The organism is Streptomyces diastatochromogenes (assembly GCF_002242805.1).
Classification (GTDB): Bacteria; Actinomycetota; Actinomycetes; order Streptomycetales; family Streptomycetaceae; genus Streptomyces; species Streptomyces diastatochromogenes.
This window is the reverse complement of sequence record NZ_MCGQ01000013.1, coordinates 130,412-156,595: the sequence shown is the minus strand read 5'-3', so window position 1 is coordinate 156,595 and position 26,184 is coordinate 130,412. Positions and strand designations below refer to the sequence as shown.

Below are 26,184 nucleotides of genomic sequence, written 5' to 3'. Positions count from 1 at the left end.
CGAGTAGTTGACGTGGAGACTTAGTGGAAGTGGTCCTACGGGGCGAGGCACGCGCACGGCGGGGGAGCCGATGGGCAGCGAGGTTCGACGGGACGAGGGCGGGGCCGGGGCGGCCGAGCGGCAGAGGGAGCTGGCCGAGGCCCTCCAGGAGGCCCACCAGGTGTTGGACGACGACGCCACGGGCCGGTCCGCCGAGGCACTGAGTCCGGTGATCGAGCGGCTGGCCCGTGTCGAGGCCGCGTTGGTGGAGCACGGGGAGGACGTCTCCGCCGTCTTCGTCGTCCTGGGTCTCGTGCTCGGCGCGCGCTGCCTGAGCAGGGGCGAATACACCTCGTCGGGCTCCGGTTCCCAGGACCGGACCGAAGCGTTACGGCGCCTGCGGTGGGCGGACCGCCACGGGCCGCCGGCCGACCTGCTCGTCGTGCAGGCCCGCATGGCGCTGATCTTCCTGCTCGCGCCCTGGAACCTGCCCCGCGCCGACGGCACCAGAACCGTGCTGCGCAACGCGCTGCTCACCGGCGGCCACGGGGAAGACCTGCTGACCGAGTCGTTGCGGCAGGATCTCACCGAGGCCAAGGAGGTCGTCGACCGGATCGCGGCGGCCCCGCTCGACGCGGAGTTCCAGCAGCGGACCGCGAGGGTCAAGCGGGTCATCGAGCGGATGCTGGCCCCGGGATCCGGCCTCTCGGACACGGCTGCGGCCGACGGCGGGCCGGACGTCGACGACACGGCTGCGCCCAGCGGCGGGCCGGACGTCGACGACACGGACGACCCCGAGGACACGGACGACCCCGAGAGCGCGCTGCTCGACGCCGTACGCGGCCTGGTGGCCCTGGCCCGCACGCGCAGCACGGCGAAGTTCACCCGCATTCTGGTCTGGCTGATGACAGCGGTGCGGCCCGGGACCCGCAGCCTCCCGGGCGTGGACCTGGAGCTGGACTCGCAGGCCACGGCGCTGCTGCGCCGGGCCGCCGCCGACGGCGCGGCCGGCGTCGACGGCATCCGCCGCGCTGCCGACCTGGCACTGCGGGCGCTCCACGCGCTGCCACCGGACGCACCCGAACGGGGCCGGGTCGCCAGGCTCCACGCCTACCTGCTGGTCGAGGTGGAGGCGCTCGAACCCGGATCGGTCGACTTCCGCACCGTCGAGCGGCCCGCGCCGGACCCGGCCGACGACAACGGCAACCGTCTCGACGACTGGCCGGCCGGTCTCACCCTGGAGCCCGGTTTCGACGCCTATCTCTACAACTTCGACAACGCCGTACGGGACTTCTCTCTTGAGCTCGGCGTGCGCGAGCGGCGCCACGCGGCCCGCGTCGAACGGCTGCTGGCCTACCGGACCGGCGATACCGGCTACCTGGAGGACGCGGCCACCCTGCTCACGGAGGCGATCGACGCGAGCCCGGACTCCTGGTGGGTCATGGCCCTGCGGGCGGAGCTGGCCGGGATCCAGGAGCAGGCGGCCTCGTACGGCGGCAGCTTCCACGACGCGGACAGCTCCCTGGCCACCATGCGAGATCTGGGCACGGCCCTGCGACACGACGGCTCGCTGCCGCTCGACGCGCCGTTCACCCTGGACCTCCTCCTCTCCACCGTGGACAGCGAGCTGCGCCATGCGCAGCGCACCGGAAACCACGAGGCCCTGCCGCGCCTGATCGAGGAGCTGCGCGCCCGGTACGCCGCCCTGCCCGAGGACAGCGAGTGGCGGGGCAAGGTCGCGGAGCGGCTGAACCAGCTCGGTCAGCTGGGCGCGGAGGGCGAGCCTGCGGTGCCCGGGGCGGCCGAGGCGGTGGATCTGGTCGCCGAACGGGCGGACCTGGAACGCGTGGTCGCCGAGACCCACCGCAAGCTGGGCGAGCCGGAGGTGTACGCCCAGCACGAGTACGACCAGCGCGTCATGCTCGGCATGCGGATGTACCTCTCCTTCCTGCGCGGCCTCAAGGATCCCGCGCTGGTGGACGGTGCCATCGCCGAGCTGAGCCGCGCCCGTGAGCTGCTCGCCGAGGGGCGTGGCGGAACGCGACGCGTGGACGTCCTGATGAGGCTGGCCGAGCTCCACACGATCCGTGCCGCCCGGGGCGGCCCGCGTGCCGCCGAGGACTTGCGGGCGTTCGTGGAGATCACCCGCGAGGCGTTGGGTGAACTGGCCGCCGACGTCCTGCTCCAGATCGGCGCCGACCACGGCCTGTCGGCGGCACTCCTGGGCGCCGTACTGTCCCGGCGGCTGGCGCTCGTGGCCCACCGCACCGGCCGACCGGCCGACGAGGTGGCCGATCTGGAGAAGGGGCGCGCCCTGGTGCTCCAGGCCGCCTCCGCATCCCGAAGGAGCATCCCCGAGCTTCTCGACGCCGCCGGCCACCCCGAACTGGCCCGGCAGTGGCGCGCGCAGGTCCACGCGAACCCGCTACGGCCGGCACCCGAAGCCGACCCACCACGGCCGACGACCGCAGACGCACCACGCCCGGCAACCGACGGCCCCCCGATCCCCAGCGCGCTGCGCCGCAGGGCACTGGCCGCGCTGGGCGTTCGCCCCGGCACGGCGGAAGGCCCGGGCATCCGGCAGTTGGTGGGCGCCGCCGACGTGGCCCAGCTGACGGCGGGCCTCGCCGCCACGGACACGGACGCGCTGGTCTACCTGGTGCCCGGGGTGCCCCTGGCCAACGGCTCGTGGTCCGGCCACGCGCTGATCCTGCGCCCAGGCGTCGGCCCCACCACACTTCCCCTGCCGGAGTTGACCAACCCTGACAGCGGGCCGCTGGAGCGTTACCTCGACGCCGCGGTGCAGCGCTCCCGGGCGCTCACCGACCCGAACCTGCACGCTTCGTGGAAAGCCGCCTGGGACGCGCATTGGCAGGCCGTGCTGCGCGAGCTGTGCCGGTGGGCCTGGAAGGCGGTGATGGGCCCGGTGCTCGCGGCCGTACGCCCGCTGTCGGCGGCCCTGGGGCCATACGCCCGGCTACCGAGGATCGTGCTGGTGCCCAGCGGCCGGCTCGGTGTCGTGCCCTGGCACGCCGCGCACATTGGGGGTGTCGGCGAGCACGGCCACCGCTACGCCTGCCAGGAGGCCGTCCTCAGCTACGCCCCGTCCGGTACCCAGTTCCTCGTCGCGGCCGCCCGGCGGCGGATGCCTCCCGCCGACGGGCCGCAAGTGCTGGTCTCCGACCCGGAACTGACCCTGCCGTGGGCCGAGGTGGAGACGACCGCGCTGCGTGCCGCCTGCTATCCCGACGCGCTCCGGTACGGCGAGTTCGTCACCACCGACGAGGTTCCGGACGCCGAAGGCACGCCGGCGGAGCTGCTCGCCGTCCTGCCCGGCGGCGCGACGCCGGCTTCCGTGGTCCACCTGTCCTGCCACGCCGTCGCCGCGCCGCGCCCCACCGACTCCGCGCTGTGGCTGGCCGCACCGCCCGGCGCGGGCCAGGACGCCGGCCGGCTCACCGTGGCCGGCATCCTCGACGGCGCGTCGGGCCGCCGGCCGGACTCCGCGGGTCCGCTGGTCGTGCTCAGCGCCTGTGAGACCGACCTGAGCACGCGCCACCACGACGAGGCGCTGACCCTCACCACCGCGCTGGTCACGGGCGGCGCCGCCGACGTCGTGGGCTCCCGCTGGGCCGTGCACGACAGCGCGACCGCCGTGATGATGGCCGTCTTCCACCACCACCTCACCGCCGGCGGGCTGGCCCCGCCCGACGCCCTGCGCGCCGCCCAGTTGTGGATGCTCAACCCGCACCGCAAGGCCCCGCGCACCCTCGACGGCCTCCTCCGCCGCGAGGCCACCCGCCCCGACCTCCACCGCCTGCACAACTGGGCCGCCTTCACCCACCAGGGCAACCCGGCGCCCGCGCCGACGGGGTGAGGGGCGCGTCAACCGGTCAAGGCGCCCCGCAGAGCGGCCAGTGTCTCCCTCGGATTCCACACCTTGCCGCAGCCTCGGACCAGCGGATAACAGCCGAGCCCGATCAGCACGGACAGGAAGTGCCCGAAGTCGGTGAAGGTACGGCTGGTGGCGAGCGGGACCGTGTAGATCGCGAGCAGGACGGCCAGGTACAGGTACCGCCAGGGCGCCGCGATCCGGTAGGTGAGCACCGCCACCACGCCCGCCAGGGCGTAACTGACGCCGATGTCGAGGGTGTTGACCGCCGAGTGCGGGGCCATGCCGTCGCGGATCGCCTTCAGCAGGGCCAGCTCGCTGATCAGTGTGGCGAACACGTGCGCAGACACGCACACCGCGAGCCAGCGCAGGGTGCCGAGCCAGCGTTCGGCCTGGGCGTGGAAGACGGAGTACAGGACGGCGTACGGCAGCCAGCGCCCGCCGTCGATCCACATCGCGCTGGTGATCAGCACCCGTACCGGGTTCTGGGACAGCTCGTGGATGTTGGTCGACCGCTGCCGCAGGAAGTCCTCCTCGAAGTCCGGCGACATGTGGTGCAGGGCGACGGTGGTGAGGAACAGGATCAGCAGCCAGACGTAGGTGCCCGGGGCGCTGCGGACGTAGTCCGCGGCCGCCCGGAGCCCACGCCGAAATCGGATGATCCGGTTCACAGATGTCAGTATGGTCGGCAAGGTGATCGAGGTGCCTGGCGAGCTGGCCGCTTCTCAGGAGAAATTCAACGGGGAGGCGGGGCGGGCGTTCATCGCGGACCTGCCGCGGCGGGCCGGGGATTTCCTCGGGCGCTGGGAGCTGCGGGTCGACGGACCCGCGATGTACGGGGTGACCGCGCTGGTCCTGCCGGTCGTGCGGGGCGACGGCAGCCCGGCGGCACTGAAGCTGCAGCTGCTCGACGAGGAGAGCGCGGGCGAGCCGGTGGCTCTGCGGACCTGGGCCGGGGACGGGGCCGTACGGCTGCTGGAGCACGACGAGCCGACCTGCACGCTGCTGCTGGAGCGGCTGGACGAGAGCCGCGTGCTGACCGGTCTGCCGGACGCGCGCGAGGCGGTCCTGGTCATCGCCGGGCTGCTGGAGCGGCTGACGTCCGTACCGGCTCCGGCGGGACTACGCCGTCTGGGCGATGTCGCGCGGGCGATGCTCGACCAGGTCCCCTGGGCGCTCGGCCGGATCGCGGACGCGGCGGACCGCCGTCTGGTCGCGGACTGCGCGGCCGCGGTGCGCGAGGTGGTCGCCGAGCCCGGCGACCGGCTGCTGCACTGGGACCTGCACTACGACAACGTCCTGGCGGCCGACCGGGCGCCGTGGCTCGCCATCGACCCCAAGCCGCTGGCCGGCGACCCCGGCTTCGACCTGCTGCCCGCGATCGACAACCGGTACGACCCGGCCGAGACCCGCTGGCGCTTCGACGCGCTGACGGCGGCGCTGGGCCTGGACCGGGAGCGGGCGCGGGCGTGGACGCTGGGGCGGGTGCTGCAGAACTGTCTGTGGGAAGTCGAGGACGGCAGGCCGCTGGAGGACGTGCAGCTGGAGATCGGGCGGGAGCTGCGCGGCGGCTGACACGCCGCCGGATGGCCTATCCGGACATCAATGAATAAACCAGTCATACCGTATGCGATATGAAGAGATGTCACATCGCATATCTCGCGTGCACCGCGGCCCTCGTCGGCGCGGGACTGGGCGCGGCCCCCGGTGCGGCCGCCCACAAGACTCTCGTGGTCCACCCGGGCGAATCCATCCAGAAGGCCGTGGACGCCGCACAGGCCGGGGACACCATTGTCGTGCTCGGCGGCACCTACCACGAGAGTGTCAAGATCACGACGCCCCGGGTGACCCTGCGGGGTATCGGTGCCGGGACGGTGATCAAGCCCGTCAACAAGAAGTCCGGGCAGACGGCCGCCAACAGCTGCGCCGAGGGCGGCTACGGCATCTGCGTGGTGGGCACCAAGACCAAGAACGTCGAGGACGTCACCGTCGAGGACCTGGCCGTGACCGGCTTCAGCCGGACCGGTGTGTTCGGCATGGCGACGGACACCATGACCGTCCGCCGGGTGTACGCCTACAAGAACGGCGTGTGGGGCATCGCCATGGAGCGGTCCGTGCACGGGCAACTCCTGTACAACTACGCGCACGACAACGGCGACGCGGGCCTGCTCCTCGCCAACACCATCACGGAGGAGGCGGGCGCCTACGACGCGAAGCAGACGCTGGTCGCGCGCAACCGCCTGGAGGGCAACCGGGTCGGCGTCACCGTCCGCCGGCTGCGCAACCTCACCGTCGCGGAGAACTACGTCACCGGCAACTGCGCCGGCGTGTTCGTCGTAGGTGACGAGAACAAGCCCAAGGCCGGCGCCCTGGAAGTGGCCTCCAACCGCGTCGTCAGGAACAACAAGTCCTGCCCGAAGACCGACCGGCTGCCCGCCCTGCAGGGCTCCGGCATCGTGCTGACCGGCACCGAGAAGGTCTCGGTCACCGGGAACGTGGTCACCGGGCACGCGGGCACGTCCCCGCTGTCGGGCGGCATCGTGCTGTTCAAGAGCTTCGTGGGCGCCACCAACGACAAGAACCGGGTCAGCGACAACATGCTGTCGAACAACTCCCCGGCGGACCTGGTCAACACCGAAACCGGCAAGACCAACGCCTTCGCGCACAACGCCTGCCGGGCCTCCAAGCCCGCGGGCCTGTGCTGACCGCACGCCCATTGCCCCTGCTGGACCGACGAAGGCCGAAGAGAGAGAGGGCAGCAGATGACGTCCGCTGAAACAGCCCCACCGCCACCCATGCGGCTGCGCGAACTCGTGTTCGGCGCGGCCTGTGCCGCCGCCGTCCGGGCGGCGGCCCGGCTGGGCGTCGCCGACGCCCTGGAGAACGCGCCGATGGCCGTCGAGGACCTCGCGGCCGCGGTGAAGACCGAACCGAAGCCGCTGCGCCGGCTACTGCGGGCCCTGTCCTGCTACGGCGTCTTCGCCGAGCAGCCGGACGGCACGTTCGCGCACACCGAGATGTCCCGGCTGCTGCGCGAGGACGACCCGAACAGCCTGCGCGCCATCGCCCTGTGGTGCACCGAGCCATGGACCTGGGACGCCTGGCCCAGGCTGGACGAGGCGGTGCGCACCGGAAAGAACGTCGTGGAGGACCTCTACGGCAAGGAGTTCTTCACCTACCTCAACGAGGACGCCCCCGAGTCCGCGGACGTCTTCAACCGCGCCATGACCCGCTCCAGCGAGCAGTCGGCGCGGGAGGTCGCGGCCCTGCTCGACCTGTCCGGAGCCAGGTCCGTCGCGGACATCGGCGGCGGCCAGGGGCACGTGGTGGCGTGCCTGCTGGACAAGTACCCGGAGATGCGCGGCAGTCTGCTCGACCTGCCCCGGGTGGTGGAGAACGCCCTGCCGCGGCTGCGCGAGGGCGGCGACCTCGCCCACCGCGCGCGGATCGTGCCCGGCGACGCCAGGGAGGCGATCCCGGTCCCGGCCGACGTCTACATCATCAAGAACATCCTGGAGTGGGACGACGAGAGCACGGCCCGGCTGCTGCGCAACGTCGTCGAGGCGGGCGGGCCCGGCACCCGGGTCGTCGTCATCGAGAACCTGGTGGACGACACCCCCTCGATGCGCTTCAGCACCGCCATGGACCTGCTGCTACTCCTCAACGTCGGCGGGGCCAAGCACACCACCGACTCCATGGTGAGCAGGCTGACCGCGGCGGGCCTCAGGGTGGAGGACATCCGCCCCGTCAACCCGTATCTGCACGCGTTCGACTGCCACGTTTCCGGGTGACGGGGCACCCGGACACACAGCACCGGCCGCCGGGCCCGCGACGCTGCGGGCCCGGCGGCCGGTGGCCGTCCGGCGGGTGCCGTACGGCTCAGTCGCGCTCCCAGACGTAGAAGCGCTGGGCCATCGCGTCCTTGGGGGACCTCCAGGTCTCCGGGTCGTACGCGCTGACGTACGCCTGCAGCCGCTCGCTGACGTCACGGAACTCGGGGTGGTTCGTCACCTTGGCGATGGCGGGTCCCGGCTCGCGCTCGGACTCGATCAGGTGCATGTACACATCGCCGAACTGGAAGAGGCTGCGCCGCACGACACCGACGAGGTGGGGCAGCTCTCCGCGGTCGGAGTCCGCGAACACCTTGGCGATGTCCGGGGCGGAGCCCGGTGCCATCCGGGCGACGATCAGGGCCTGGTGCATGGGACGGCTCCTCCTTCCGGTTCAGTCGGCCAGGGCCGGTGCGGGCCGGTGTCCGGCGGCGGCCTTCTCGATCTTGTTCCGGATGAGGTCCAGCTGGACCTTGGAGTTCTTGTTGATGTTGTCGGTCATCCAGGCGTCGTCGACCGGGGCGTCGGGCTTCATCGCGAAGTCCTGCGTCCAGATCATCCGGGTGCCGGCCGGGGCCTCCTCGTACCGCCAGTGGATGTCCATGTGGGCGAAGGGGCCGGTCTCGACGCGGCGGGCCTTCACGGTGAGCGTGTCGCGGTCGGGCGTGCGCTCGGAGACCCAGCTCCAGACGGTGCCGTTGTCGTCGGGGTGCATGGTCAGCCGGAACGTCGTCTTCTTCCCCTCCCGGGAGAGGATCTCGACGGACGCGTACTCGCTGAACAGCTGGGGCCAGCGCTCCAGGTCGTTGGTCATGTCCCAGACCAGGTCCAGCGGCGCGGCGATGGTGATCTCGTTCTGCGTGTGTCCTGCCATGTCAGGCTCCTGCCATCAGAGTGCTGTTGACGAGGTCGAGGAACTGCCGGGGCGTCTTGCAGCGCTCCGCGTCGGGCGGCATCGGGGTGCCGTGCCGGTTCTCCAGCTCGCCGACGATGCCGAGCAGGCCGAGCGAGTCGACGCCGAGGGCGTCGAAGCCGGACTCGCCCTGCTCCAGCAGCAGGTCCGGGGCCACGGTGACCCCGGCGGCCTTCTTCATCAGCGCGGCCAGTTCTTCCACGGTGATCTGTGCGGTCATGCGATTCCCTCCTGTACTGCTAGGCGTTCACGGCGCCGTGCCGGAGCACCAGCGCCGAGTTCGACCCCATGAGTCCCCGGCTGAGCACCAGCGCCGTACGCAGCTCGGCGACGCGGGCACGGCCGGTCACGAGGTCGAGGTCGTGGCAGACGTCGAAGACGTTCGGCGTCGGCGGGATCAGCCCGTGCTCCATCGCGAGCACGGCCGCCGCGGTGTCCAGCACGGGCGCCGCGCAGTAGCCCCGGCCGATGCCGGTCTTCGGCGCCGTGACCGGTACCCGGGTGCCGTGCGCGCCGAGGGCGTCGGCGAGCGCCAGCGCCTCGGCCCGGTCCGCCTCCGGCACCCCGAGGGCGTCGGCGAAGACGACGTCGACCTCCTCGGGCGCACAGCCGGCCTCGGCCAGGGCCTGCCGGATCGCGTGCGCCAGGCCGTCCCGGGACTCGGCCCAGCGGGAGGCACCGGTGAAGGTGGCCGCATGCCCGGCGACGAAGGCCCGGATGTCCGCGCCGCGCTCGCGCGCGGAGCGCTCCGCCTCGACCACGAGCATCGCGCCGCCCTCGCCCGGCACGAAGCCGCAGGCGGCGTCCGTGAACGGGCGGTAGGCACGGGCCGGATCCTCCTCACGGCTCAGCTCCTCGTAACCGAGCTGGCAGACCATCGAGTACGGCGCCAGCGGCGCCTCGGTGGAGCCGGCCACGATCACATCGGTGCCGCGCCGTACCGCCCGCGCCGCGTGCGCGAGGGCGTCCAGACCGCCGGCCTCGTCGGAGGCGACGACCGAGCAGGGGCCCTTGAACTTGCGGCGGATGGAGATCTGGCCCGTGCTCGCGGCGTAGAACCAGGCGATGGACTGGTACGGGCCGACGAACCGGCTGCCCTTGCCCCACAGCTGCTGCAACTCGCGCTGGCCGAACTCGCCGCCGCCGGACCCGGCGGCGGTGACCACCCCGATGGAGTACGGCTCCTCGGAGGTGTCGGCCTGCCCGAGCCGGGCGTCGTCCAGCGCGAAGTCGGCCGCCGCCATGGCGAAGTGCGTGAACCGGTCGGTCTGGACCAGGAACCGCTCCTCGATCGTCACGGACGGATCGAAGGCGCGGACCTCGCCGGCCACCTTCAGCGGAAGGTGCTCACAGCCCTCGCGGGTGATCCGGTCGAGGACGCTGAGACCTCCCTGGGTGGCCTTCCAGAAGGTGTCCGTGCTGGTGCCGTTGGGCGCGACCACCCCGATGCCGGTGACGGCCGCGCGCCGGTCATGCGGTTCGCTCATCGTGTCCTCTCCCTAGTCCGGTCCCTCGTCCGGGTCAGGACCACCGCGGACTGGAAGCCTCCGAACCCGCTGCCCACGGACAGGACGCTGGTCAGCTTCCGTTCGCGGGCGACGCGCGGGACGTAGTCCAGGTCGCACTCGGGGTCGGGGGTCTCGTAGTTGGCGGTCGGGGGTACGACCTGCTTGGCGAGGGCCAGCACACACGCGACCACCTCGATCGCCCCGATCGCCCCGAGGGAGTGCCCCACCATCGACTTGATGGAGCTCATGGGGGTGTCGTAGGCGTGGTGGCCGAGCGCCCGCTTCACGGCCGCCGTCTCGTGGCGGTCGTTCTGCCGGGTGCCGGAGCCGTGGGCGTTGACGTAGTCGATCGCCGTGGGGTCGAGCCGGGCGTGGTCGAGCGCGGTGTCGATCGCCCGGGCCATCTCCAGGCCCTCGCTGGTCAGGCCGGTCATGTGGTAGGCGTTGCCGAAGGTGGCGTAGCCGCCCAGCTCGCAGTACACGTGCGCGCCGCGGGCCCGGGCGTGTTCCAGCTCCTCCAGGACGAGCACCGCACCGCCCTCGCCCATGACGAACCCGTCACGGTGGTTGTCGAAGGGCCGGGAGGCGTGTGCGGGATCGTCGTTGTTCGGGGACGTGGCCTTGATCGCGTCGAAGCACGCCATGGTGATCGGGGAGATCGGCGAGTCCGACGCGCCCGCTATGCAGATGTCGGCCCTGCCCTCCTCGACGGTGTGGAAGGCGTACCCGACCGCGTCCAGGCCGGAGGTGCAGCCGGTGGAGACGGTCTGCACCGGACCCTGAGCACCGAACCGCTCCGCCACCGCGGCGGCGACCGTGCTCGGCGAGAACGCCCGGTGCAGATGCGGCTCCGCCTCCCGGTCGTCGACGTCCCAGCGCTGCCCACGGTGGCTCACCAGGACGTAGTCGTGCTCCAGGCGGGTGGTGCCGCCGACCGCGGTGCCCACCGAGACCCCGACCCGCCAGGGATCCTCCCGGGCCAGGTCGAGACCCGAGTCCCGGACCGCCTCCTCCCCGGCGACCAGGGCGAACTGGATGTACCGGTCCGCCCGGGCGACCTGGTCCACGCCCAGGCCGTGCGCCACCGGGTCGAAGTCGCACTCGGCCGCGATCTGCGACCTGAGCCCCGAGGGGTCGAAGAAGGTTATGCCCCGCGTCGCGGTCCGGCCGTCGGCAAGCAGATCCCAGAATGCCGGTACGCCGATGCCGCCCGGAGCAACGATGCCTATGCCAGTGACCGCCACGCGCCGGGTCATGACCGAACCCGACCCCGGTCGGCCGCCTGCGCGGCACCCGCCTCGGTGACCACCGCGGCAGCCCCGATGACCTCGGTCTCCTCGGTGTCGACATGGCCCAGCTGAGGCCGCGGGGCCAGCGGCCCCAGATGGAAGACCATCCGCGCCTCCACCTTGCCGACGTTGCGGAAACGGTGCCGCATGTGGGCCGGGATCATCAGACCCTGCTCGGGCCTGAGCGCGTGCGGCTCACCGTCCAGGTCCACCTCCAGCTGCCCGCAGACGACGTAGACGAACTCCTCGGAGTACGGGTGGTAGTGCTCCCCGATGCGGTCACCGGGCTGCACGATGGCCACGCCCATGAAGCCGCTGGTGGAGCCGACCGTGGCAGGGGTGAGCATGGCGCGCAGGTCGCCACCTCGCCGGACGTTGGGCTCGACCTCACTGAGGTCCACGATTTTCGGACGGGGTTTGATGGACAACGTTTCCTCCGTTGGATGTCTGCGTCGGCGCGCGGCGCTGGGGAGACCCGGCCGCCGGATCAGGCGTCCGGCGAACGGCGGTCGGTGATCAGATCCATACGGGCGACCTCGGCGTCGAGCAGCTCCCGCACCTCGGCGGCCACCCGGGCCTCCCGCGGCAGCACCTCGGCCTCCTGGTCACCACGCATGTCGACCAGGCGCACCACCACGTCGTCCCGCTGGAAGACCGTGCTGCGCAGCACCGGGCCCGCCGGGTCGTCCACGGACGCCGAGTCGGCCTGCGCGATCAGCTCGGCCAACCGCATCCCGCAGTCGGGCCGGGCCGGGTAGTACAAGGCCTGCCGCCTGCCCTCCGACCGGTCCTCCGTGCTCACGTGGTGCACGGCCGGCAGCGCCGCCCGGGTGAAGAACATCCGGGCCGATTCCTGGTCATCGAGATCCCGGTCCTGCTCCAGATACGGGTTGATCGCCTCCTCGACAGCCCGCACCTCCGGCTGGCTGGCCACGTGCCGGAGCGCCGCCAGCAGATCGCCGCGCACCTCGATGGCCCGCACCACCCGGTTGCCGTGCATGAACAGCGAGGTCCGGCACAGCCGCGTCGTGTCGTCGACCCGGGCCTCGGGCGAGGCGTAGTCCGCGAGAATCCTCGCGACCTTCTTCTCGCTGCCCGGCTTGACCGTGAACGTCAGCGCGTGCCGGATCACCCCGTCGCCGATGCGCGGGTGAGCCTGCAGCCGGCGCTCCGCCGACCGGTGCTGCTCGGCACCGCCGGTCTCCCGCACGATGTGGAAACGCAGCGACCGGGTGTCCCGGACACAGCTGTGCAGCGGCTGCACCATCCGCACGTGCTCCTCGCTGTTCACCCAGGTGAGGAACGGCGGAGCACTCTCCCACTCACTCGTGATGAGCCATTGGGACGGATTCTCGATCGACTGGCACAGTTGGTCGCTGACATGGCCGGGCACCGACGCAACCTGCTTGCACAGCTGCTCGTACGCCTCGAGGAACTGCTGCTGTGCGCCGTCGTAGACGTCGACCAGGAGGACGACCCGGAGCCGGGAGCCGTCGAACACGGACTGGGAGACACGCTTCGACACCTCGCGTGTCAGCTTCTCTGAAAGACGTTCAGACGTCGTGGTCATCCTGCACACATCTCCTTCGCGGGGCAGAGCCGTCGCCGGCCGCGAGTGACGCGACGGCAGCGTTCCTTGATCCTGTGCCGGACCCCACAAGCCCGCGACTCGTATGAACCACGCGGGTGATTGGGCACGCGGAGCGGGCGCCACCGGGCAAGAGAACTCACAGGCGCCCCACACGCGCACCCCTGCCTCTGGAGGCCTCGATGCAGCAAAGAGCCGACCACCGGATCCCCGTCCTCATCGTGGGCGGCTCCCTGGTGGGCCTGTCCATGTCCGTGTTCCTGGGCCGTCTCGGTGTGCGGCACCTGCTCGTCGAACGGCACTCCGGGACCTCGGTCCACCCACGCGGACGCGGCAACAACGTGCGGACGATGGAACTCTTCCGGGTGGCCGGCATCGAACCGGACATCAGGGCAGCGGCCTCACTCCTCGCCGACAACCACGGCATCCTCCAGACACCCACCCTTGTGGGTGATGCCGGCGAATGGCTCTTCAAACACATCGACCCCGGCGGCGGACTCGCGAGGTCCAGCCCCACCAACTGGTGCCTGTGCAGCCAGAACGACCTCGAACCCGTCCTCCTCGACAACGCCCGGGAACTCGGCGGCGACCTGCGCTACTCCCACCAGATGGAGTCCTTCGAACAGGACGACTACGGAGTGACCGCGGTGATCCACGACCGCGCCGCCGACGAGCGCTACACCGTCCACGCCGACTACCTGATCGCCGCCGACGGCCCCCGCAGCCCCGTCCGCACCGCGCTCGGCATCCGCCAGACGGGCCCCGGCGACCTCTTCGCCAACGTCAGCGTCACCTTCCGCTCCGCGGCCCTCGCCGACGTCGTCGGCGACCGCCGCTTCATCTGCTGCTACCTCACCCACCCGGACGCCGACGGCGCCCTCCTGCCCGTCGACAACAAGGAACACTGGGTCTTCCACGCCCCCTGGCACCCCGAGCACGGCGAAACCCTCGACGCGTTCACCGAGGAACGCCTCCAACACCACATCCGCCAAGCCGTCGGCGTCCCCGACCTCGACGTCAAAATCACCGGAAAGGCGTCCTGGCGCGCCGCCGAACGGGTCACCGACCGCTACTCCTCCGGCAGGGTCTTCCTCACCGGCGACTCCGCCCACGAGATGTCCCCGACCGGCGCCTTCGGCTCCAACACCGGCATCCAGGACGCCCACAACCTCGCCTGGAAACTGGCCGCCGTCCTGGCCGGCTGGGCCGGCCCCGGCCTCCTCGACTCGTACGACACCGAACGCCGCCCGGTCGCCCTCGCCACCAGCGCCCGCGCCTCCGCCCGCTCCGTCGAACACAGCCACCCCGGCTTCGCCCCCGCCCCCGGCGTCGGCGGCGGCAAGCGCGGCGGCATCCTCAACGTCGTCCTCGGCTACCGCTACCCACACGACACCGACCCCGACCACCCGGTCGTCCCCGACACCCTCGACCTCACCGGACAGCCCGGCACCCGCGCCCCCCACCTCTGGCTGCGCCGCGCCGGCACCCGCCTGTCCACCCTCGACCTCTACGAACGCTCCCTGGTCCTGCTCACCGACGCCCCGGACGACGCGGGCTGGCACGCGGCGGCCCGCCGCATCGCCGACACGGACGGAGTACGCCTCGACGCGTACCGCATCGGCCCGGGCGCCGACGCGGACCTCACCTACGACACCGAGCCCACCGACTGGGCCCAGGCCCACGGCACGACCGCCGACGGGGCGGTTCTGGTACGGCCGGACGGGTTCGTGGCATGGCGCGCGACAGGCGCCGTCCGGGACCCGGAGGCGGAGCTACGAAAGGTCCTGCGAACCCTGCTCCACACGGCCTGACCTGCACAGACGACGAAGGCCACCCGCACTGTGAGGTGCGGGTGGCCTTCGCCCTGCCGAGCCCCCTGTCGGATTCGAACCGACGACCTTCGCTTTACAAGAGCGGCGCTCTGACCAGCTGAGCTAAGGAGGCGTGCGCTTGCGCGCCCGTGCAGTGTACCCAGGTCCGAGGTGCCCCTTGTCGAAAATTTCCGCGAAGTTCACAGTCGCCCGGGTACTGACAGACCGAGTGAACGCCAGGTACCGTCCTGACCCAGTTCACTCGTGTGGACTACACCAACCACCTTCCTACAACGGATCGTCCGGCACGTTCCTGCCGGTAGAAGGGGGCCCATCACCATGGCCACAGTCACGTTCGACAAGGCGACCCGGATCTACCCGGGTTCCACCAAGCCCGCCGTCGACGGTCTCGACATCGAGATCGAGGACGGCGAGTTCCTCGTCCTGGTCGGCCCGTCCGGTTGCGGAAAGTCCACCTCCCTGCGGATGCTCGCGGGCCTGGAGGACGTCAACGGCGGCGCCATCCGCATCGGTGACCGAGACGTCACGCACCTGCCGCCCAAGGACCGGGACATCGCCATGGTGTTCCAGAACTACGCGCTCTACCCGCACATGACGGTCGCCGACAACATGGGCTTCGCGCTCAAGATCGCCGGCGTCAACAAGGCGGAGATCCGGCAGAAGGTCGAGGAGGCCGCGAAGATCCTCGACCTCACCGAGTACCTGGACCGCAAGCCGAAGGCGCTCTCCGGTGGTCAGCGCCAGCGTGTCGCCATGGGCCGCGCCATCGTCCGTGAGCCGCAGGTCTTCCTCATGGACGAGCCGCTGTCCAACCTGGACGCCAAGCTCCGCGTCTCGACCCGTACGCAGATCGCGTCCCTGCAGCGCCGCCTCGGCATCACCACCGTCTACGTCACCCACGACCAGGTCGAGGCCATGACGATGGGCGACCGGGTGGCGGTCCTCAAGGACGGTCTGCTCCAGCAGGTCGACTCGCCGCGCAACATGTACGACAAGCCCGCCAACCTCTTCGTCGCCGGCTTCATCGGCTCCCCCGCCATGAACCTGGTCGAGGTCCCGATCACCGACGGCGGTGTGAAGTTCGGCAACAGCGTGGTGCCGGTCAACCGGGACGCGCTGAAGGCCGCTGCCGACCGGGGTGACCGCACGGTGACCGTCGGCGTCCGGCCCGAGCACTTCGACGTGGTCGAGCTGGGCGGCGGTGCCGCCGCCTCCCTGTCCAAGGACACCGAGGACGCCCCGGCCGGTCTCGCCGTCTCCGTGAACGTCGTCGAGGAGCTGGGCGCCGACGGCTACGTCTACGGCACCGCCGAGGTCGGCGGCGAGGTCAAGGACCTGGTCGTCCGCGTGGGCGGCCGCCAGGTGCCGGAGAAGGGTGCCACGCTGCACGTCGTACCGCGTCCGGGTGAGATCCACGTGTTCTCGACGTCGACGGGCGAGCGACTCACCGACTGACCGGCCTGATCGCCCTGAGCAGGGCGTTTTCACGCAGGTTGACGAACAGGGCCCCGCGGACCGCCGCGGGGCCCTGTTCATTGCCCTTCATTGCCGCGAAATACCCCGGCACAGCGATCATTTCGGGCACCGCGCGTCAACCCCTTACCCAGAAAGCGGCACTACTTCATCCCCCATAAGGGTGACTAAATGTCGCCAAATCATCACCGGGCGCTACCCTCACACGCGTGAAGCACTCCACCAACCCTCAGACGCGAAGCGGCCACCGGGGCGGCCCTGCCCGCCGGGTCGGCCGCACTCTCGCCCTCGTCCTGCCCGTCGTCCTGGTGCTCTCCGGAACCCTCGCGGTCACCCGGGTCAACTGGACGGGAAGCCCCTCCAGCTCGGTGCTCACCGCCTCGGACATCTCCTCGGCGGAGGTCTCCAGCAAGGCGGTCTCCCACGCCCCGCAGGACGTGCTGCGCGACCAGCTGATGACCGAGCTGCAGGACAAGAACCCCGGCGTGGTCCTCACCCACCTCCAGGAGGCCGTGAACGGGCACCCCGCGCTGGCGAAGCACTGCTCCTCCATCGCCCGCGCCCTCGGCAGGGCGGCGGTGCGCATCTACGGCGCCTCGCGCGCCCAGTCGTACGCCCGCCCGGTCTGCGACACCGCCTTCGCCACCGGTGTCCTGGCCGCGCACAGCTGAGTGCAGGTTGGGAACTCGGTAACGGCTCCTTAAGGAGCCGGTTGCGGTCGGAATTCCGGCCGGGGCGCCACGTACAGTTCGGGGCATGACCCATCCGAGCGCGGCGTTGCGCCCCACTCAAGCCGTTGTCCTGGCCGGGGGCCAGGGCTCACGGCTGCGTCCCTACACCGACGACCGGCCCAAGCCGATGGTCGAGATCCCCGGTACGGGCACTCCGATCATCGGCCACCAGTTGGCCTGGCTCGCCGAGGAGGGCGTGACGGACGTGGTGGTCTCCTGCGGCCACCTCGCCGAGGTCCTGCAGAAGTGGCTGGACTCGGCCGACCTGCCCGTGTCCGTCACCACCGTCGTCGAGACGGAGCCCCTCGGCCGTGGCGGCGGCCTCAAGTACGCCGCCGCGCACCTCCCCCACCCCGACCGGCCCTGGTACGCCACCAACGGCGACATCTGGACCCGCTTCTCCCTGCGGGACATGGCCGACTTCCACACCGAGCGGGACGCTGTCGCCACGTTGGCGCTGGCGCGGCCTCGGATTCCCTGGGGTGCGGTGAAGACCGACGGGTTCGGGCACATCACCGACTTCATCGAGGCGCCGCCGTCTCCGTTCGAGATCAACGCGGGTGTGTATGTGTTCTCGCCCGAGTTCGAGGCGATGCTGCCCGAGCGGGGGGATCACGAGCGGACGACGTTTCCGCGGTTGGCTCGGGAGCGGAAGCTTTTCGGGTTCCCGATTCCGCAGGGGGCGTATTGGCGGGCTATTGATACTGCTAAGGACCTGACTGAGGCGGCTAAGGAATTGGCGGCGCTGGGTCGCTGACAGTTCCGCGGGGTCGGTTGTGGGTTGTCTGCGGCTGAGTGGGGGCTTGTCGCGCAGTTCCCCGCGCCCCTGAGTAAGTCACCGCTGCGCACGTCAAAAGGGCCCCGTACCTTCTCTGGTACGGGGCCCCTTGTTGTCTCGTGCGGCTAGCCCAGGATGCCGCCCACCAAGCCCGGCTGGCCGGAGGAGGTGCTGCCGCCGGTGCTGGGGCCGCCGGAGGAGGTGCCGCCAGACGTCGTGCCGCCGGTGCTGGTGGGGCCGGCCGTGGTGCTGGGGGCGCCGCCGGTCGGGGAGGACTGGTGGGGCGGGACCTGGCCCGTGGTGCCCTGGGTCTGGGTGGGCGTCGTGGTGGTGGTGCCGGCGCTGTGGCTGGCGCCCGGGGTCGCCGCCGCACCGGAGGGGCTCGCGCCGGCCGTGGCGCCGCCCGTGGGCGAGCTGGAGACCGACGGGGTCGTCCGGTGCCGCTGACCGGGTTCCTGCGGCAGCGCGGAGCCGGGCAGGTTGTTGCGCGGGGCCTCGCCGGGGCCGGGGACGACCACGCGGCTGGAGTCGCGTACGGCGCCGCCCAGCAGGGAGCCGGCGAGCAGGGTGAGGCCGACGGTGACGGCCGTGATGAGGGAGCCGCGGCGCAGGACGTAGCGGCGCAGTTCCCAGATGTCGGAGCGGGGGCCGAGCCGGCGCCAGGCGCTGCCGGCGAGGCGGCCGTCGACGGAGTAGACGGGGGCGCCGGCGATGATCAGCGGGGACCAGGCGGCGAGGTAGATGATGTCGGGGGCGTCGTAGGCGGGGACCGTCTTCCAGCTGACGGTGACGATCAGCGCGGCGGAGAGCAGGGCGCCGACCACGGCGGCGACGCGCTGCCAGCAGCCGAGGATGGTCAGGACGCCGACGACCACCTGGAGGAAGGCGATGACCAGGCCGGAGCCGACCGGGTGGTGCAGGGCGAACTGGCGCAGCGGCTCGGCGACTTCCCAGGGGTGCAGGGTGTTGAGCCACTTGACCATGGAGCCGCGCTTGCCGCCGTCGAAGTAGACGGGGTCGCACAGCTTGCCCATGCCGGCGTAGATGGAGATGAAGCCGAGGAAGATGCGCAGGGGGAGCAGGACCACGCCGAGGTTCATCCGGCGGCCGGGGTAGTAGGCGTGCCGGGCGGGGTCGTCGCCGTGGCGCTTGGCGGGGCGTTCGCCCGCGTACCCGGCGCTCTCGTCGTAGTCGTCGTAGGCGTCGTAGGCGTCGAACTCGTCGTCGGCGTAGGCCGGTTCGTCGTAGGCGCTGCCGGCCGTGCGCATGTGGGGCAGGAGCCGGGTGCCGTCCTCGGGGGCGGTGCGCTGGTGGCCGACGACGGGGGTCTCGACGGTCTGGTCGAGGTCGTCGTAGCCGTCCGCGTACCCGGTCCCGACGCGTGGGATGACCTGGGTGGCGCCGGCCTCGGCGGGTTCGTCGGCGTGGCGGACGCTGCTGCCCCGCACGGCCTGGAGCAGCCGGTGGGCTCCGGTGTCGTCGGGGGCGGACTTGCCGCTCCACACGACGGGGCGGCGGCGGCCGGCCGCGGCGCCGGCCCGGCCCGCCGTGCCCATGACCGGCATACGGGCGGTGTCCTGGGTGGCGCTCAGGTGCCCGGCGATCCGCGGGGATTGGCTGCGTTTCGCCGACGCGCCCAGCTGCACGCGGAAGCTGGCGTGATTGACGATGACCTGCGCCGGATCGCTCGGCACCTTCACCATGCTCAGCGCGGGAGCGTCGTCGAATCCCGACGAGCGGTCCCCCGTGGGTGTGCGGGGTGTTCTGGTGTCCACACTCATCTAACCGAGTGACGTGGAGTTAGGACACTGCTTTGACCGGGCGGATGTGTCCGGACCGCGTCAAAGCGGCCCGGAACGCCATATGGACCCCGGAATTACCCCGTACGGGTGAGGTTACGGACGCCTGTTCAGGCGCGTCGGCGCGCCGCCTCGTACAGGACGATGCCCGCTGCCACACCGGCGTTGAGCGACTCGGCGCCACCCGGCATCGGGATGCGGACGCGGAAGTCGCAGGTCTCGCCGACCAGGCGGGACAGGCCCTTGCCCTCGCTGCCGACCACGATGACCACGGGGCCTCCGATGGCCTCCAGCTCACCGAGTTCGACCTCGCCGTCGGCGGCCAGGCCGACGACCGCGATGCCGGCCTTCTTGTAGGCCTCCAGGGCCCGGGTCAGGTTGGTGGCACGGGCGACCGGGGTACGGGCGGCCGTACCGGCGGAGGTCTTCCAGGCGCCGGCGGTCATGCCGGCCGAGCGGCGCTCGGGGACGACGACGCCGTGGCCGCCGAAGGCGGAGACGGAGCGGACGACGGCGCCGAGGTTGCGCGGGTCGGTGACGCCGTCGAGCGCGACGATCAGCGGGTCCTCGCCCTCGTCGTAGGCGGCCGCGGCGAGGTCCTCCGGGTGCGCGTACTCGTACGGCGGGACCTGCAGGACCAGGCCCTGGTGGTTGAGGCCGTTGGTCATGCGGTCCAGCTCGGGGCGCGGGGCCTCCATGAGGTTGATGCCGCCGCGCTCGGCGGCGAGCTGGAGGGCCTCGCGGACGCGCTCGTCGTTGTCGATGAACTGCTGGACGTAGAGGGTCGAGGCGGGCACGCCCTCGCGGAGCGCCTCGACGACCGGGTTGCGGCCGACGACCAGCTCGGACGGCGACTTGCCGCCCCGGCCTCGGGGCGCCGGGCGGCGCACGGACTGCTTGGCCTTGGCGTTGGCGATGCGGTTCTTCTTGTGACCCTTGCGCATCTCGGCGGGCGGGGTCGGCCCCTTGCCCTCCAGGCCCTTGCGTCGCTGGCCGCCACTGCCGACCTGCGCGCCCTTCTTGCCGGACATGCGGCGGTTGTTCGCGGCCATGACCTACCTGTCTTCGTGAGCTTCGTACGTACGTCTTATGCAGTGTGCCGCCCGGAGGGCCGGGCGGCACAATCGATCAAGCGGGGGCTAGCGCGGGCCGAGGGTCCAGCGCGGGCCCTGCGGGCTGTCCTCGATGACCAGACCGGACTGGTTGAGCTGGTCGCGGATGGCGTCGGCGGTGGCCCAGTCCTTGCGGGCGCGGGCCGACTCGCGCTGGTCGAGGACGAGCCGGACGAGGCTGTCGACCACACCGTGCAGGTCCTCGCCGCGGTCGGCGCCCTCGCCGGCCCAGTGCGCCTCCAGCGGGTCGAGGCCGAGGACGCCGAGCATCGCCCGTACCTCGGCGAGGCGGGCGACGGCGGCCTCCTTGTCGTCGGCGGCCAGCGCGCTGTTGCCCTGCCGGACGGTGGTGTGCACGACCGCGAGCGCCTGCGGGACGCCCAGGTCGTCGTCCATCGCCTCGGCGAAGGCGGGCGGGACCTCGGCCGCCGGCTCGACGACTCCCCCGGCCTTCTCCACCACGCGCTGCACGAAGCCCTCGATGCGCGCGAACGCGGACTCGGCCTCGCGCAGGGCGTCCTCGCTGTACTCGATGGTCGAGCGGTAGTGCGGGGTGCCCAGGTAGTAGCGCAGGACGATCGGGCGCCACTGCTTGACCATCTCGCTCACGAGGACCGAGTTGCCGAGCGACTTGGACATCTTCTCGCCGCTCATGGTGACCCAGGCGTTGTGCACCCAGTACTGGGCGAAGTCGTCGCCGTAGGCCTTGGCCTGGGCGATCTCGTTCTCGTGGTGCGGGAAGATCAGGTCGAGGCCGCCGCCGTGGATGTCGAAGGCCGAGCCCAGGTACTTGTGGGCCATGGCGGAGCACTCCAGGTGCCAGCCCGGGCGCCCGCGGCCCCACGGCGTCTCCCAGTCGGGCTCGCCGGGCTTGGTGGCCTTCCACATGGCGAAGTCGCGCGGGTCCCGCTTGCCGGTGATGCCCTCCTCGGCGGGCTGCCGCATCTCGTCCAGGTCCTGCTTGGACAGCTCCAGGTAGGAGGGCCAGGAGCGGACGTCGAAGTAGACGCTGCCGTCGGCCTCGTAGGCGTGACCGCGCTCGATGAGGACGCGCATCATCTCGACCATCTCGGTGATGTGGCCGGTGGCGCGGGGCTCGTAGGTGGGCGGGAGGCAGCCCAGCGCGGTGTAGCCGTCGTCGAAGGCGCGCTCGTTCTCGTACCCGATGGACCACCAGGGGCGGTCCTGGTCGGCCGACTTCCAGATGATCTTGTCGTCGATGTCCGTGACGTTGCGGATGAACGTCACGTCGTAGCCGCGGTACGCGAACCAGCGGCGCATGATGTCGAAGTTCAGGCCCGAGCGGATGTGCCCGATGTGGGGTGCCGCCTGCACGGTGGCGCCACACAGGTAGATCGAGACACAACCCGGCTTGAGCGGGGTGAAGTCACGGATCTGCCGGGCGCTGGTGTCGTACAGGCGAATAGTCACCACTCCAGGGTAGTGGGCCCGGAGTAATGCCTCGTGCCGCTTGCCTCACATCATCCCGACGACCTTCTCGGGCGTGATCCTGACGATCACGCGGTCGGCGTCCTCGGCGGAGGCCGGGTTGAACTCGGCGTACTTCTTGCCGGTGTACTTCAACGACAGTTCGTCGATCAGTTCCCTCGCGCCCTGGGTGCTCAACTCCGCGGTGCCCCGGATCTCGGCGTAGACATAGGGCATCTGGGGGTCCTGGACGACGACGCTGACCCGGGGGTCGCGGTCGAGGTTCTTCTTCTTGCGGCGGTCGACGGTCGTGGAGAACAGGACCTGGTCCCCGTCCCGCTTCACCCACACCGGGGACAGCTGCGGGCTGCCGTCGGGCTGGACCGTGCCGACCACGATGAAGACGGGACCGTCGAGCAGGGACTTGAGCCGGTCGGACAGGGCGGCGGGCATGGGGGTACCTCCGGGACCTCGGGGTGGTCACTGGTCGCTCTGCAGGCACCCTCGCACGCGCTCAGCCCACCCGCACCACGAGCGCCGTGGCCACCGCCATCAGCCCCTCCTCGCGGCCGGGGAAGCCGAGGCCGTCCGTCGTCGCGCCGGACACCGACACGGGTGCGCCCGCCGCCTCGGAGAGGATCTTCTGGGCCTCGTCCCGGCGCTTGCCGATCTTCGGGCGCGGGCCGACGACCTGGACGGCGATGTTGCCGATGGCGAACCCGGCCGCGCGGACGATCCGGGCGGCCTCGGTGAGCAGGGTGACCCCGGAGGCGCCGGACCACTCGGGGCGGCCGGTACCGAAGTGCTGGCCGAGGTCGCCGAGCCCGGCGGCGGAGAAGAGCGCGTTGCAGGCGGCGTGCGCGACGACGTCGGCGTCGGAGTGCCCGGCCAGGCCGGGACCCTCGCCCTCCCACTTCAGGCCGGCGCACCACAGCTCGCGGCCTTCCTCGAAGGCGTGGATGTCGGTGCCGATGCCGACCTGGGGAAGCAGGGGGAGCTGCTCAGAAGCCATCGTTGAGCCTCCTGCGGGCCAGGACCGCCTCGGCGAGGACGAGGTCGAGGGGGCGGGTGACCTTGAAGGCCTCCTCGTGGCCGGGGACGGTGACGACCCCGAGGCCGAGCTGCTCGACCATGCTCGCGTCGTCGGTGACGTCCTCGGTGACGGTCTCGTGGGCGCGGACCAGGGTCTCCCGGTCGAAGCCCTGGGGCGTCTGCACGGCCCGCAGCCGGGCCCGCACGGGCGTGGCCACGACCGGCTCGGGGTCGCCGGGGACGGCCGCGGGCTCGACCTCCTTGACGGTGTCGGCGAGCGGCAGCGCCGGGACCACGGCGGGGGCGCCCTCGCGCACGGCCTCGATGACCGCGTCGACGGTGTCGACGGGGACGAGCGGGCGGGCCGCGTCGTGGACGAGGACGATGCCGTACTCGGGCGGCAGGGCGTCGAGGCCGAGCCGGACCGACTCCTGGCGGCTGTCCCCGCCGGGGACGACGAGGAAGTCGGTGCGCTCGGGCAGCGCGTGCACGTCGAGCAGGGACTTGACCTCGGCGGTGCCGTCCGGCGGTGCGACGACGACCACCAGGGAGACATGGCGGGACGCGGCGAGGGCGCGGAGCGCGTGGATCAGCATGGGCGTGCCGTTGAGCGCGCGGAGCGCCTTGGGGGCGCCCGGGCCAAGGCGTACGCCCCGGCCGGCGGCGGGAATCACGGCGGCGACGGGGATCTGCGCGGGTGCGGGGCGCGAATCGTCAGACATCGGTTCCTGTCAGGTTTGTGTGCTCGACCTAGGTGGGTATGGCCTGGAGGAGTGCCGGGCGCGACGCCTTGACCGGACCCTTCCGTGACCCTGGTCGAGCCATCTGCCCGGGCCCGGCACACCAAGTATCGGGGGGCTTCCCCCGAGATGAACGACAGGCGTTCCGGCGGCCTCGCGGCGGCTGGATTCTTCTGGGGACGTACGGCCGGATTCTTCCGGGTACGAACATGCCGCAGCGCCCGGCGACAGGGTCAGTGTCATCGGGCACCGCGGCAGTTCACTGTGCTGAGCGTGCTGAGGGCAGCGGGTGCTGCCGGTGGCGCGTCAGGAGGCGAGCACCTCGTCGAGCAGGGCCTCGGCCTCGTTCGTGTTCTCCGCGAGAGCGAGCTCGCTCACCAGGATCTGGCGAGCCTTGGCGAGCATGCGCTTCTCACCGGCGGAGAGACCACGCTCGCGCTCGCGACGCCACAGGTCACGCACGACTTCCGCGACCTTGATGACATCGCCGGAGGCGAGCTTCTCCAGGTTTGCCTTGTAGCGACGGGACCAGTTCGTGGGCTCCTCGGCATACGGCGCGCGCAGCACCTCGAAGACCCGGTCCAGCCCGTCCTGACCGACCACATCACGCACGCCCACGAACTCCGCATTGTCCGCTGGCACACGCACCGTCAGGTCACCCTGGGCGACCTTCAGCACCAAGTAGGTCTTGTCCACGCCTTTGATCTGGCGAGTTTCGATGGCCTCGATCAGCGCGGCCCCGTGATGGGGATAGACCACGGTGTCGCCAACCTTGAACGTCATGTGACAGGTACCCCTTCCGTGGCTATCCAGGGTAACACGGATTCGGCGTGTTCTGAATGGCGTTTTCGCAGGTCAGGGCATATCTCGGGGCTTGACAACCGCAACAGGAACGTGCTTCGAAGGCACTCCCCGAGCCGGGACGCAACAGGTATTCGCAGGTCGGAGCAGCTCTCCGGGCGAGGTGAAACGCGTACGTTACAACCTCGCGGAGTCTCGCCCAAGAGGTTGAACGTCCCGATTTGTCCACTTCCAAGCGTACGACTTCCGCTACTCCGTTCGGTGGCAGGAGGCGGGTACGAGACGAATCCGGAATTGATCACAGGAGCCCGGATGGGGAGTGGATGATCAATATCCGGGGTGGCCATGCATTCCTTCACGGAAAATTTGCGGACCGTGTTGCGGGGATGCGGACTGCGGTGTTGCGGGCGCGTTATGTGAATGGCGGACGAGCGCCTCGGCAATGTGACTCGTGAGTCACTTGTGGGCGGCGAGGTACCCCCACCCGGAGGGAAGCCCGGTGCTTGGGGGAGGGTCGGGTGCGGCCACGCGGGAACGGCTCGGTAACCTAAGGCCGCTGACAGACACTTAGGGCGGCTTTATAAGTGGAGCCGCCCCTGCGTTCAAGGAGTTGCCGCCGCCGTGAGCAGCAGCCTTCGACGCGGCGCCCTCGCCGCGTCCGCCATCGTCTTCTCGATCGCCTCGCTCGCCGCCTGCGGCGCCGGCAACAACTCCCAGACCCTGGAGATCAAGCCGGACAACGCGGCGACCAGCGTCGGCGACATCAAGATCCAGAACGCCACGATCATCACGCAGCCCGACCTGAAGGCGTCCGGCCCGGCCGTCATCTCCGGCACCGTCTTCAACGTGGGCAACACGAACCAGACCCTGCAGTCGATCTCCGTCGAGGGCAGCAGCGAGCCGGTCAAGCTGTCCGCCGCCAAGGGTCAGAGCCTGACCGTCCCGGCGCACGGCTCGCTCGTGCTCGGCGGCAAGGACAACGCGTCCGCCGTGATCGCCAGCGGCCGTGAGGCGGTCCAGGACGGCAACGCGCAGAAGGTGACCTTCACCTTCAGCAAGACCGGTCCGGTGAACCTGCGCGCGTTCGTGGTCCCGGCCACCAGCTACTTCAGCGGCTGGGGCCCGAGCGAGATCCCGACCGCCTCGGCGACCACCACTGCGGCCCCGGGCTCGACCGCGTCCAGCAACGGCAAGCCGGGCAAGGGCGGCAAGTCCAGCCCGTCGGCGACCGCCACCGACACGGCGACCACGGGCGCGACCCCGAGCGACTCGGCGTCGCAGTCGGCCGCGGGTCACTGAGCAGTCGTACACAGCCGTAAGCCGAAGGGCGGNNCCGCCCTTCGGCTTACGGCTACGGCTGTGGCTGCCGTACGGCTTACGGCTTACGGCTTACGGCTCGAACTTGTAGCCGAGGCCGCGGACCGTCACCAGGTACCTGGGCGCACCCGGGTACGGCTCG

General features: G+C 71.1%; 25 protein-coding genes and 1 tRNA gene. 9 read left to right on the top strand and 17 right to left on the bottom strand.

Annotated features, from left to right (window positions below; translation table 11 throughout):
- The first annotated feature begins 70 nt into the window (after window positions 1–70).
- Window positions 71–3,856, top strand: coding sequence for a CHAT domain-containing protein (locus BEK98_RS15510; RefSeq protein WP_094217100.1), 3,786 nt, complete (start codon window positions 71–73; stop codon window positions 3,854–3,856).
- 8 nt (window positions 3,857–3,864) lie between these two features.
- Here the strand turns inward: BEK98_RS15510 and BEK98_RS15505 are convergent, their stop codons facing one another.
- Entirely contained in the window at window positions 3,865–4,542 is a 678-nt protein-coding gene (locus tag BEK98_RS15505; protein WP_244201865.1) for a rhomboid-like protein, read from the bottom strand.
- 10 nt (window positions 4,543–4,552) lie between these two features.
- Between BEK98_RS15505 and BEK98_RS15500 the strand changes: the two genes are divergently transcribed.
- The 3 genes from BEK98_RS15500 to BEK98_RS15490 are packed head-to-tail and all read left to right on the top strand — an operon-like array spanning window position 4,553 to window position 7,662.
- Window positions 4,553–5,446, top strand: coding sequence for an aminoglycoside phosphotransferase family protein (locus BEK98_RS15500; protein WP_094217099.1), 894 nt, complete (start codon window positions 4,553–4,555; stop codon window positions 5,444–5,446).
- Between the two features lie 59 nt (window positions 5,447–5,505).
- Entirely contained in the window at window positions 5,506–6,576 is a 1,071-nt protein-coding gene (locus BEK98_RS15495; protein ID WP_094217098.1) for a right-handed parallel beta-helix repeat-containing protein, read from the top strand.
- 57 nt (window positions 6,577–6,633) lie between these two features.
- Complete coding sequence (locus BEK98_RS15490) at window positions 6,634–7,662, top strand: methyltransferase (protein ID WP_094217097.1); 1,029 nt, start codon at window positions 6,634–6,636, stop codon at window positions 7,660–7,662.
- Between the two features lie 88 nt (window positions 7,663–7,750).
- On the opposite strand, the gene BEK98_RS15485 is transcribed toward BEK98_RS15490, so the two are convergent.
- The 7 genes from BEK98_RS15485 to BEK98_RS15455 form a co-directional block, all read right to left on the bottom strand.
- Window positions 7,751–8,074 (bottom strand): TcmI family type II polyketide cyclase, encoded by a 324-nt coding sequence (locus tag BEK98_RS15485; protein ID WP_094217096.1) that lies wholly within the window; start codon window positions 8,072–8,074, stop codon window positions 7,751–7,753.
- A 21-nt stretch (window positions 8,075–8,095) separates the two neighbouring features.
- Entirely contained in the window at window positions 8,096–8,575 is a 480-nt protein-coding gene (locus BEK98_RS15480) for an SRPBCC family protein (RefSeq protein ID WP_094217095.1), read from the bottom strand.
- A 1-nt stretch (window position 8,576) separates the two neighbouring features.
- The gene (locus BEK98_RS15475) at window positions 8,577–8,834 is read right to left on the bottom strand and encodes an acyl carrier protein (protein ID WP_094217094.1); all 258 of its coding nucleotides are present in this window, start codon (window positions 8,832–8,834) and stop codon (window positions 8,577–8,579) included.
- Window positions 8,835–8,853: 19 nt separating this feature from the next.
- Window positions 8,854–10,101, bottom strand: coding sequence for a ketosynthase chain-length factor (locus BEK98_RS15470; protein ID WP_094217093.1), 1,248 nt, complete (start codon window positions 10,099–10,101; stop codon window positions 8,854–8,856).
- On the bottom strand, window positions 10,098–11,378 hold the full coding sequence (locus tag BEK98_RS15465; protein ID WP_094217092.1) for a beta-ketoacyl-[acyl-carrier-protein] synthase family protein: 1,281 nt from the start codon (window positions 11,376–11,378) through the stop codon (window positions 10,098–10,100). Before BEK98_RS15465 ends, BEK98_RS15470 begins: the two co-directional genes overlap by 4 nt.
- On the bottom strand, window positions 11,375–11,812 hold the full coding sequence (locus BEK98_RS15460) for a cupin domain-containing protein (RefSeq protein WP_094217091.1): 438 nt from the start codon (window positions 11,810–11,812) through the stop codon (window positions 11,375–11,377). The genes BEK98_RS15465 and BEK98_RS15460 overlap by 4 nt, the downstream gene beginning before the upstream one ends.
- Window positions 11,813–11,898: 86 nt before the next feature.
- The gene (locus BEK98_RS15455; protein WP_094217090.1) at window positions 11,899–12,981 is read right to left on the bottom strand and encodes a SchA/CurD-like domain-containing protein; all 1,083 of its coding nucleotides are present in this window, start codon (window positions 12,979–12,981) and stop codon (window positions 11,899–11,901) included.
- Window positions 12,982–13,181: 200 nt separating this feature from the next.
- Here BEK98_RS15455 and BEK98_RS15450 point away from each other — a divergent pair, with 200 nt between their 5' ends.
- Window positions 13,182–14,810: an FAD-dependent oxidoreductase gene (locus BEK98_RS15450; protein WP_094217089.1), complete on the top strand. Its 1,629-nt coding sequence runs from the start codon at window positions 13,182–13,184 to the stop codon at window positions 14,808–14,810.
- Between the two features lie 59 nt (window positions 14,811–14,869).
- Here the strand turns inward: BEK98_RS15450 and BEK98_RS15445 are convergent.
- Window positions 14,870–14,943, bottom strand: a tRNA-Thr gene (locus BEK98_RS15445).
- Window positions 14,944–15,149: 206 nt separating this feature from the next.
- Between BEK98_RS15445 and msiK the strand changes: the two genes are divergently transcribed.
- Window positions 15,150–16,286, top strand: a complete 1,137-nt coding sequence (gene msiK / locus BEK98_RS15440) for a diacetylchitobiose ABC transporter ATP-binding protein MsiK (RefSeq protein ID WP_094217088.1) — start codon at window positions 15,150–15,152, stop codon at window positions 16,284–16,286.
- Here msiK and BEK98_RS48995 read toward each other — a convergent pair.
- Window positions 16,276–16,416 (bottom strand): hypothetical protein, encoded by a 141-nt coding sequence (locus BEK98_RS48995; RefSeq protein ID WP_167444172.1) that lies wholly within the window; start codon window positions 16,414–16,416, stop codon window positions 16,276–16,278. The genes msiK and BEK98_RS48995 overlap by 11 nt on opposite strands.
- A 97-nt stretch (window positions 16,417–16,513) precedes the next feature.
- Here BEK98_RS48995 and BEK98_RS15435 point away from each other — a divergent pair, with 97 nt between their 5' ends.
- Window positions 16,514–16,975, top strand: coding sequence for a hypothetical protein (locus BEK98_RS15435; RefSeq protein ID WP_094217087.1), 462 nt, complete (start codon window positions 16,514–16,516; stop codon window positions 16,973–16,975).
- A gap of 85 nt (window positions 16,976–17,060) precedes the next feature.
- A complete protein-coding gene (locus tag BEK98_RS15430; RefSeq protein WP_094217086.1) occupies window positions 17,061–17,792 on the top strand; it encodes a nucleotidyltransferase family protein in 732 nt (243 codons plus the stop codon).
- A gap of 146 nt (window positions 17,793–17,938) precedes the next feature.
- Here BEK98_RS15430 and BEK98_RS15425 read toward each other — a convergent pair whose 3' ends face one another.
- The 7 genes from BEK98_RS15425 to BEK98_RS15390 all read right to left on the bottom strand — a co-directional run bounded on the left by BEK98_RS15425 (window position 17,939) and on the right by BEK98_RS15390 (window position 24,707).
- Window positions 17,939–19,594: a DoxX family protein gene (locus tag BEK98_RS15425; RefSeq protein WP_208643115.1), complete on the bottom strand. Its 1,656-nt coding sequence runs from the start codon at window positions 19,592–19,594 to the stop codon at window positions 17,939–17,941.
- Window positions 19,595–19,722: 128 nt separating this feature from the next.
- The gene (rlmB, locus tag BEK98_RS15420; protein ID WP_094217084.1) at window positions 19,723–20,664 is read right to left on the bottom strand and encodes a 23S rRNA (guanosine(2251)-2'-O)-methyltransferase RlmB; all 942 of its coding nucleotides are present in this window, start codon (window positions 20,662–20,664) and stop codon (window positions 19,723–19,725) included.
- Window positions 20,665–20,751: 87 nt separating this feature from the next.
- Window positions 20,752–22,155, bottom strand: coding sequence for a cysteine--tRNA ligase (gene cysS / locus BEK98_RS15415; protein WP_094217407.1), 1,404 nt, complete (start codon window positions 22,153–22,155; stop codon window positions 20,752–20,754).
- A gap of 45 nt (window positions 22,156–22,200) precedes the next feature.
- Window positions 22,201–22,605: a PPOX class F420-dependent oxidoreductase gene (locus tag BEK98_RS15410; protein WP_094217083.1), complete on the bottom strand. Its 405-nt coding sequence runs from the start codon at window positions 22,603–22,605 to the stop codon at window positions 22,201–22,203.
- A 61-nt stretch (window positions 22,606–22,666) separates the two neighbouring features.
- Entirely contained in the window at window positions 22,667–23,164 is a 498-nt protein-coding gene (gene ispF, locus BEK98_RS15405) for a 2-C-methyl-D-erythritol 2,4-cyclodiphosphate synthase (RefSeq protein ID WP_094217082.1), read from the bottom strand.
- Window positions 23,154–23,906, bottom strand: a complete 753-nt coding sequence (gene ispD, locus BEK98_RS15400; RefSeq protein ID WP_094217081.1) for a 2-C-methyl-D-erythritol 4-phosphate cytidylyltransferase — start codon at window positions 23,904–23,906, stop codon at window positions 23,154–23,156. Before ispD ends, ispF begins: the two co-directional genes overlap by 11 nt.
- A gap of 324 nt (window positions 23,907–24,230) precedes the next feature.
- Window positions 24,231–24,707 carry a CarD family transcriptional regulator gene (locus BEK98_RS15390; RefSeq protein WP_094217080.1) on the bottom strand — a complete coding sequence of 159 codons (477 nt, stop codon included), beginning with the start codon at window positions 24,705–24,707 and terminating at the stop codon, window positions 24,231–24,233.
- Between the two features lie 639 nt (window positions 24,708–25,346).
- On the opposite strand from BEK98_RS15390, the gene BEK98_RS15380 reads away from it, so the two are divergent.
- A complete protein-coding gene (locus BEK98_RS15380; RefSeq protein WP_094217079.1) occupies window positions 25,347–26,024 on the top strand; it encodes a DUF461 domain-containing protein in 678 nt (225 codons plus the stop codon).
- Window positions 26,025–26,184 lie beyond the last annotated feature (160 nt).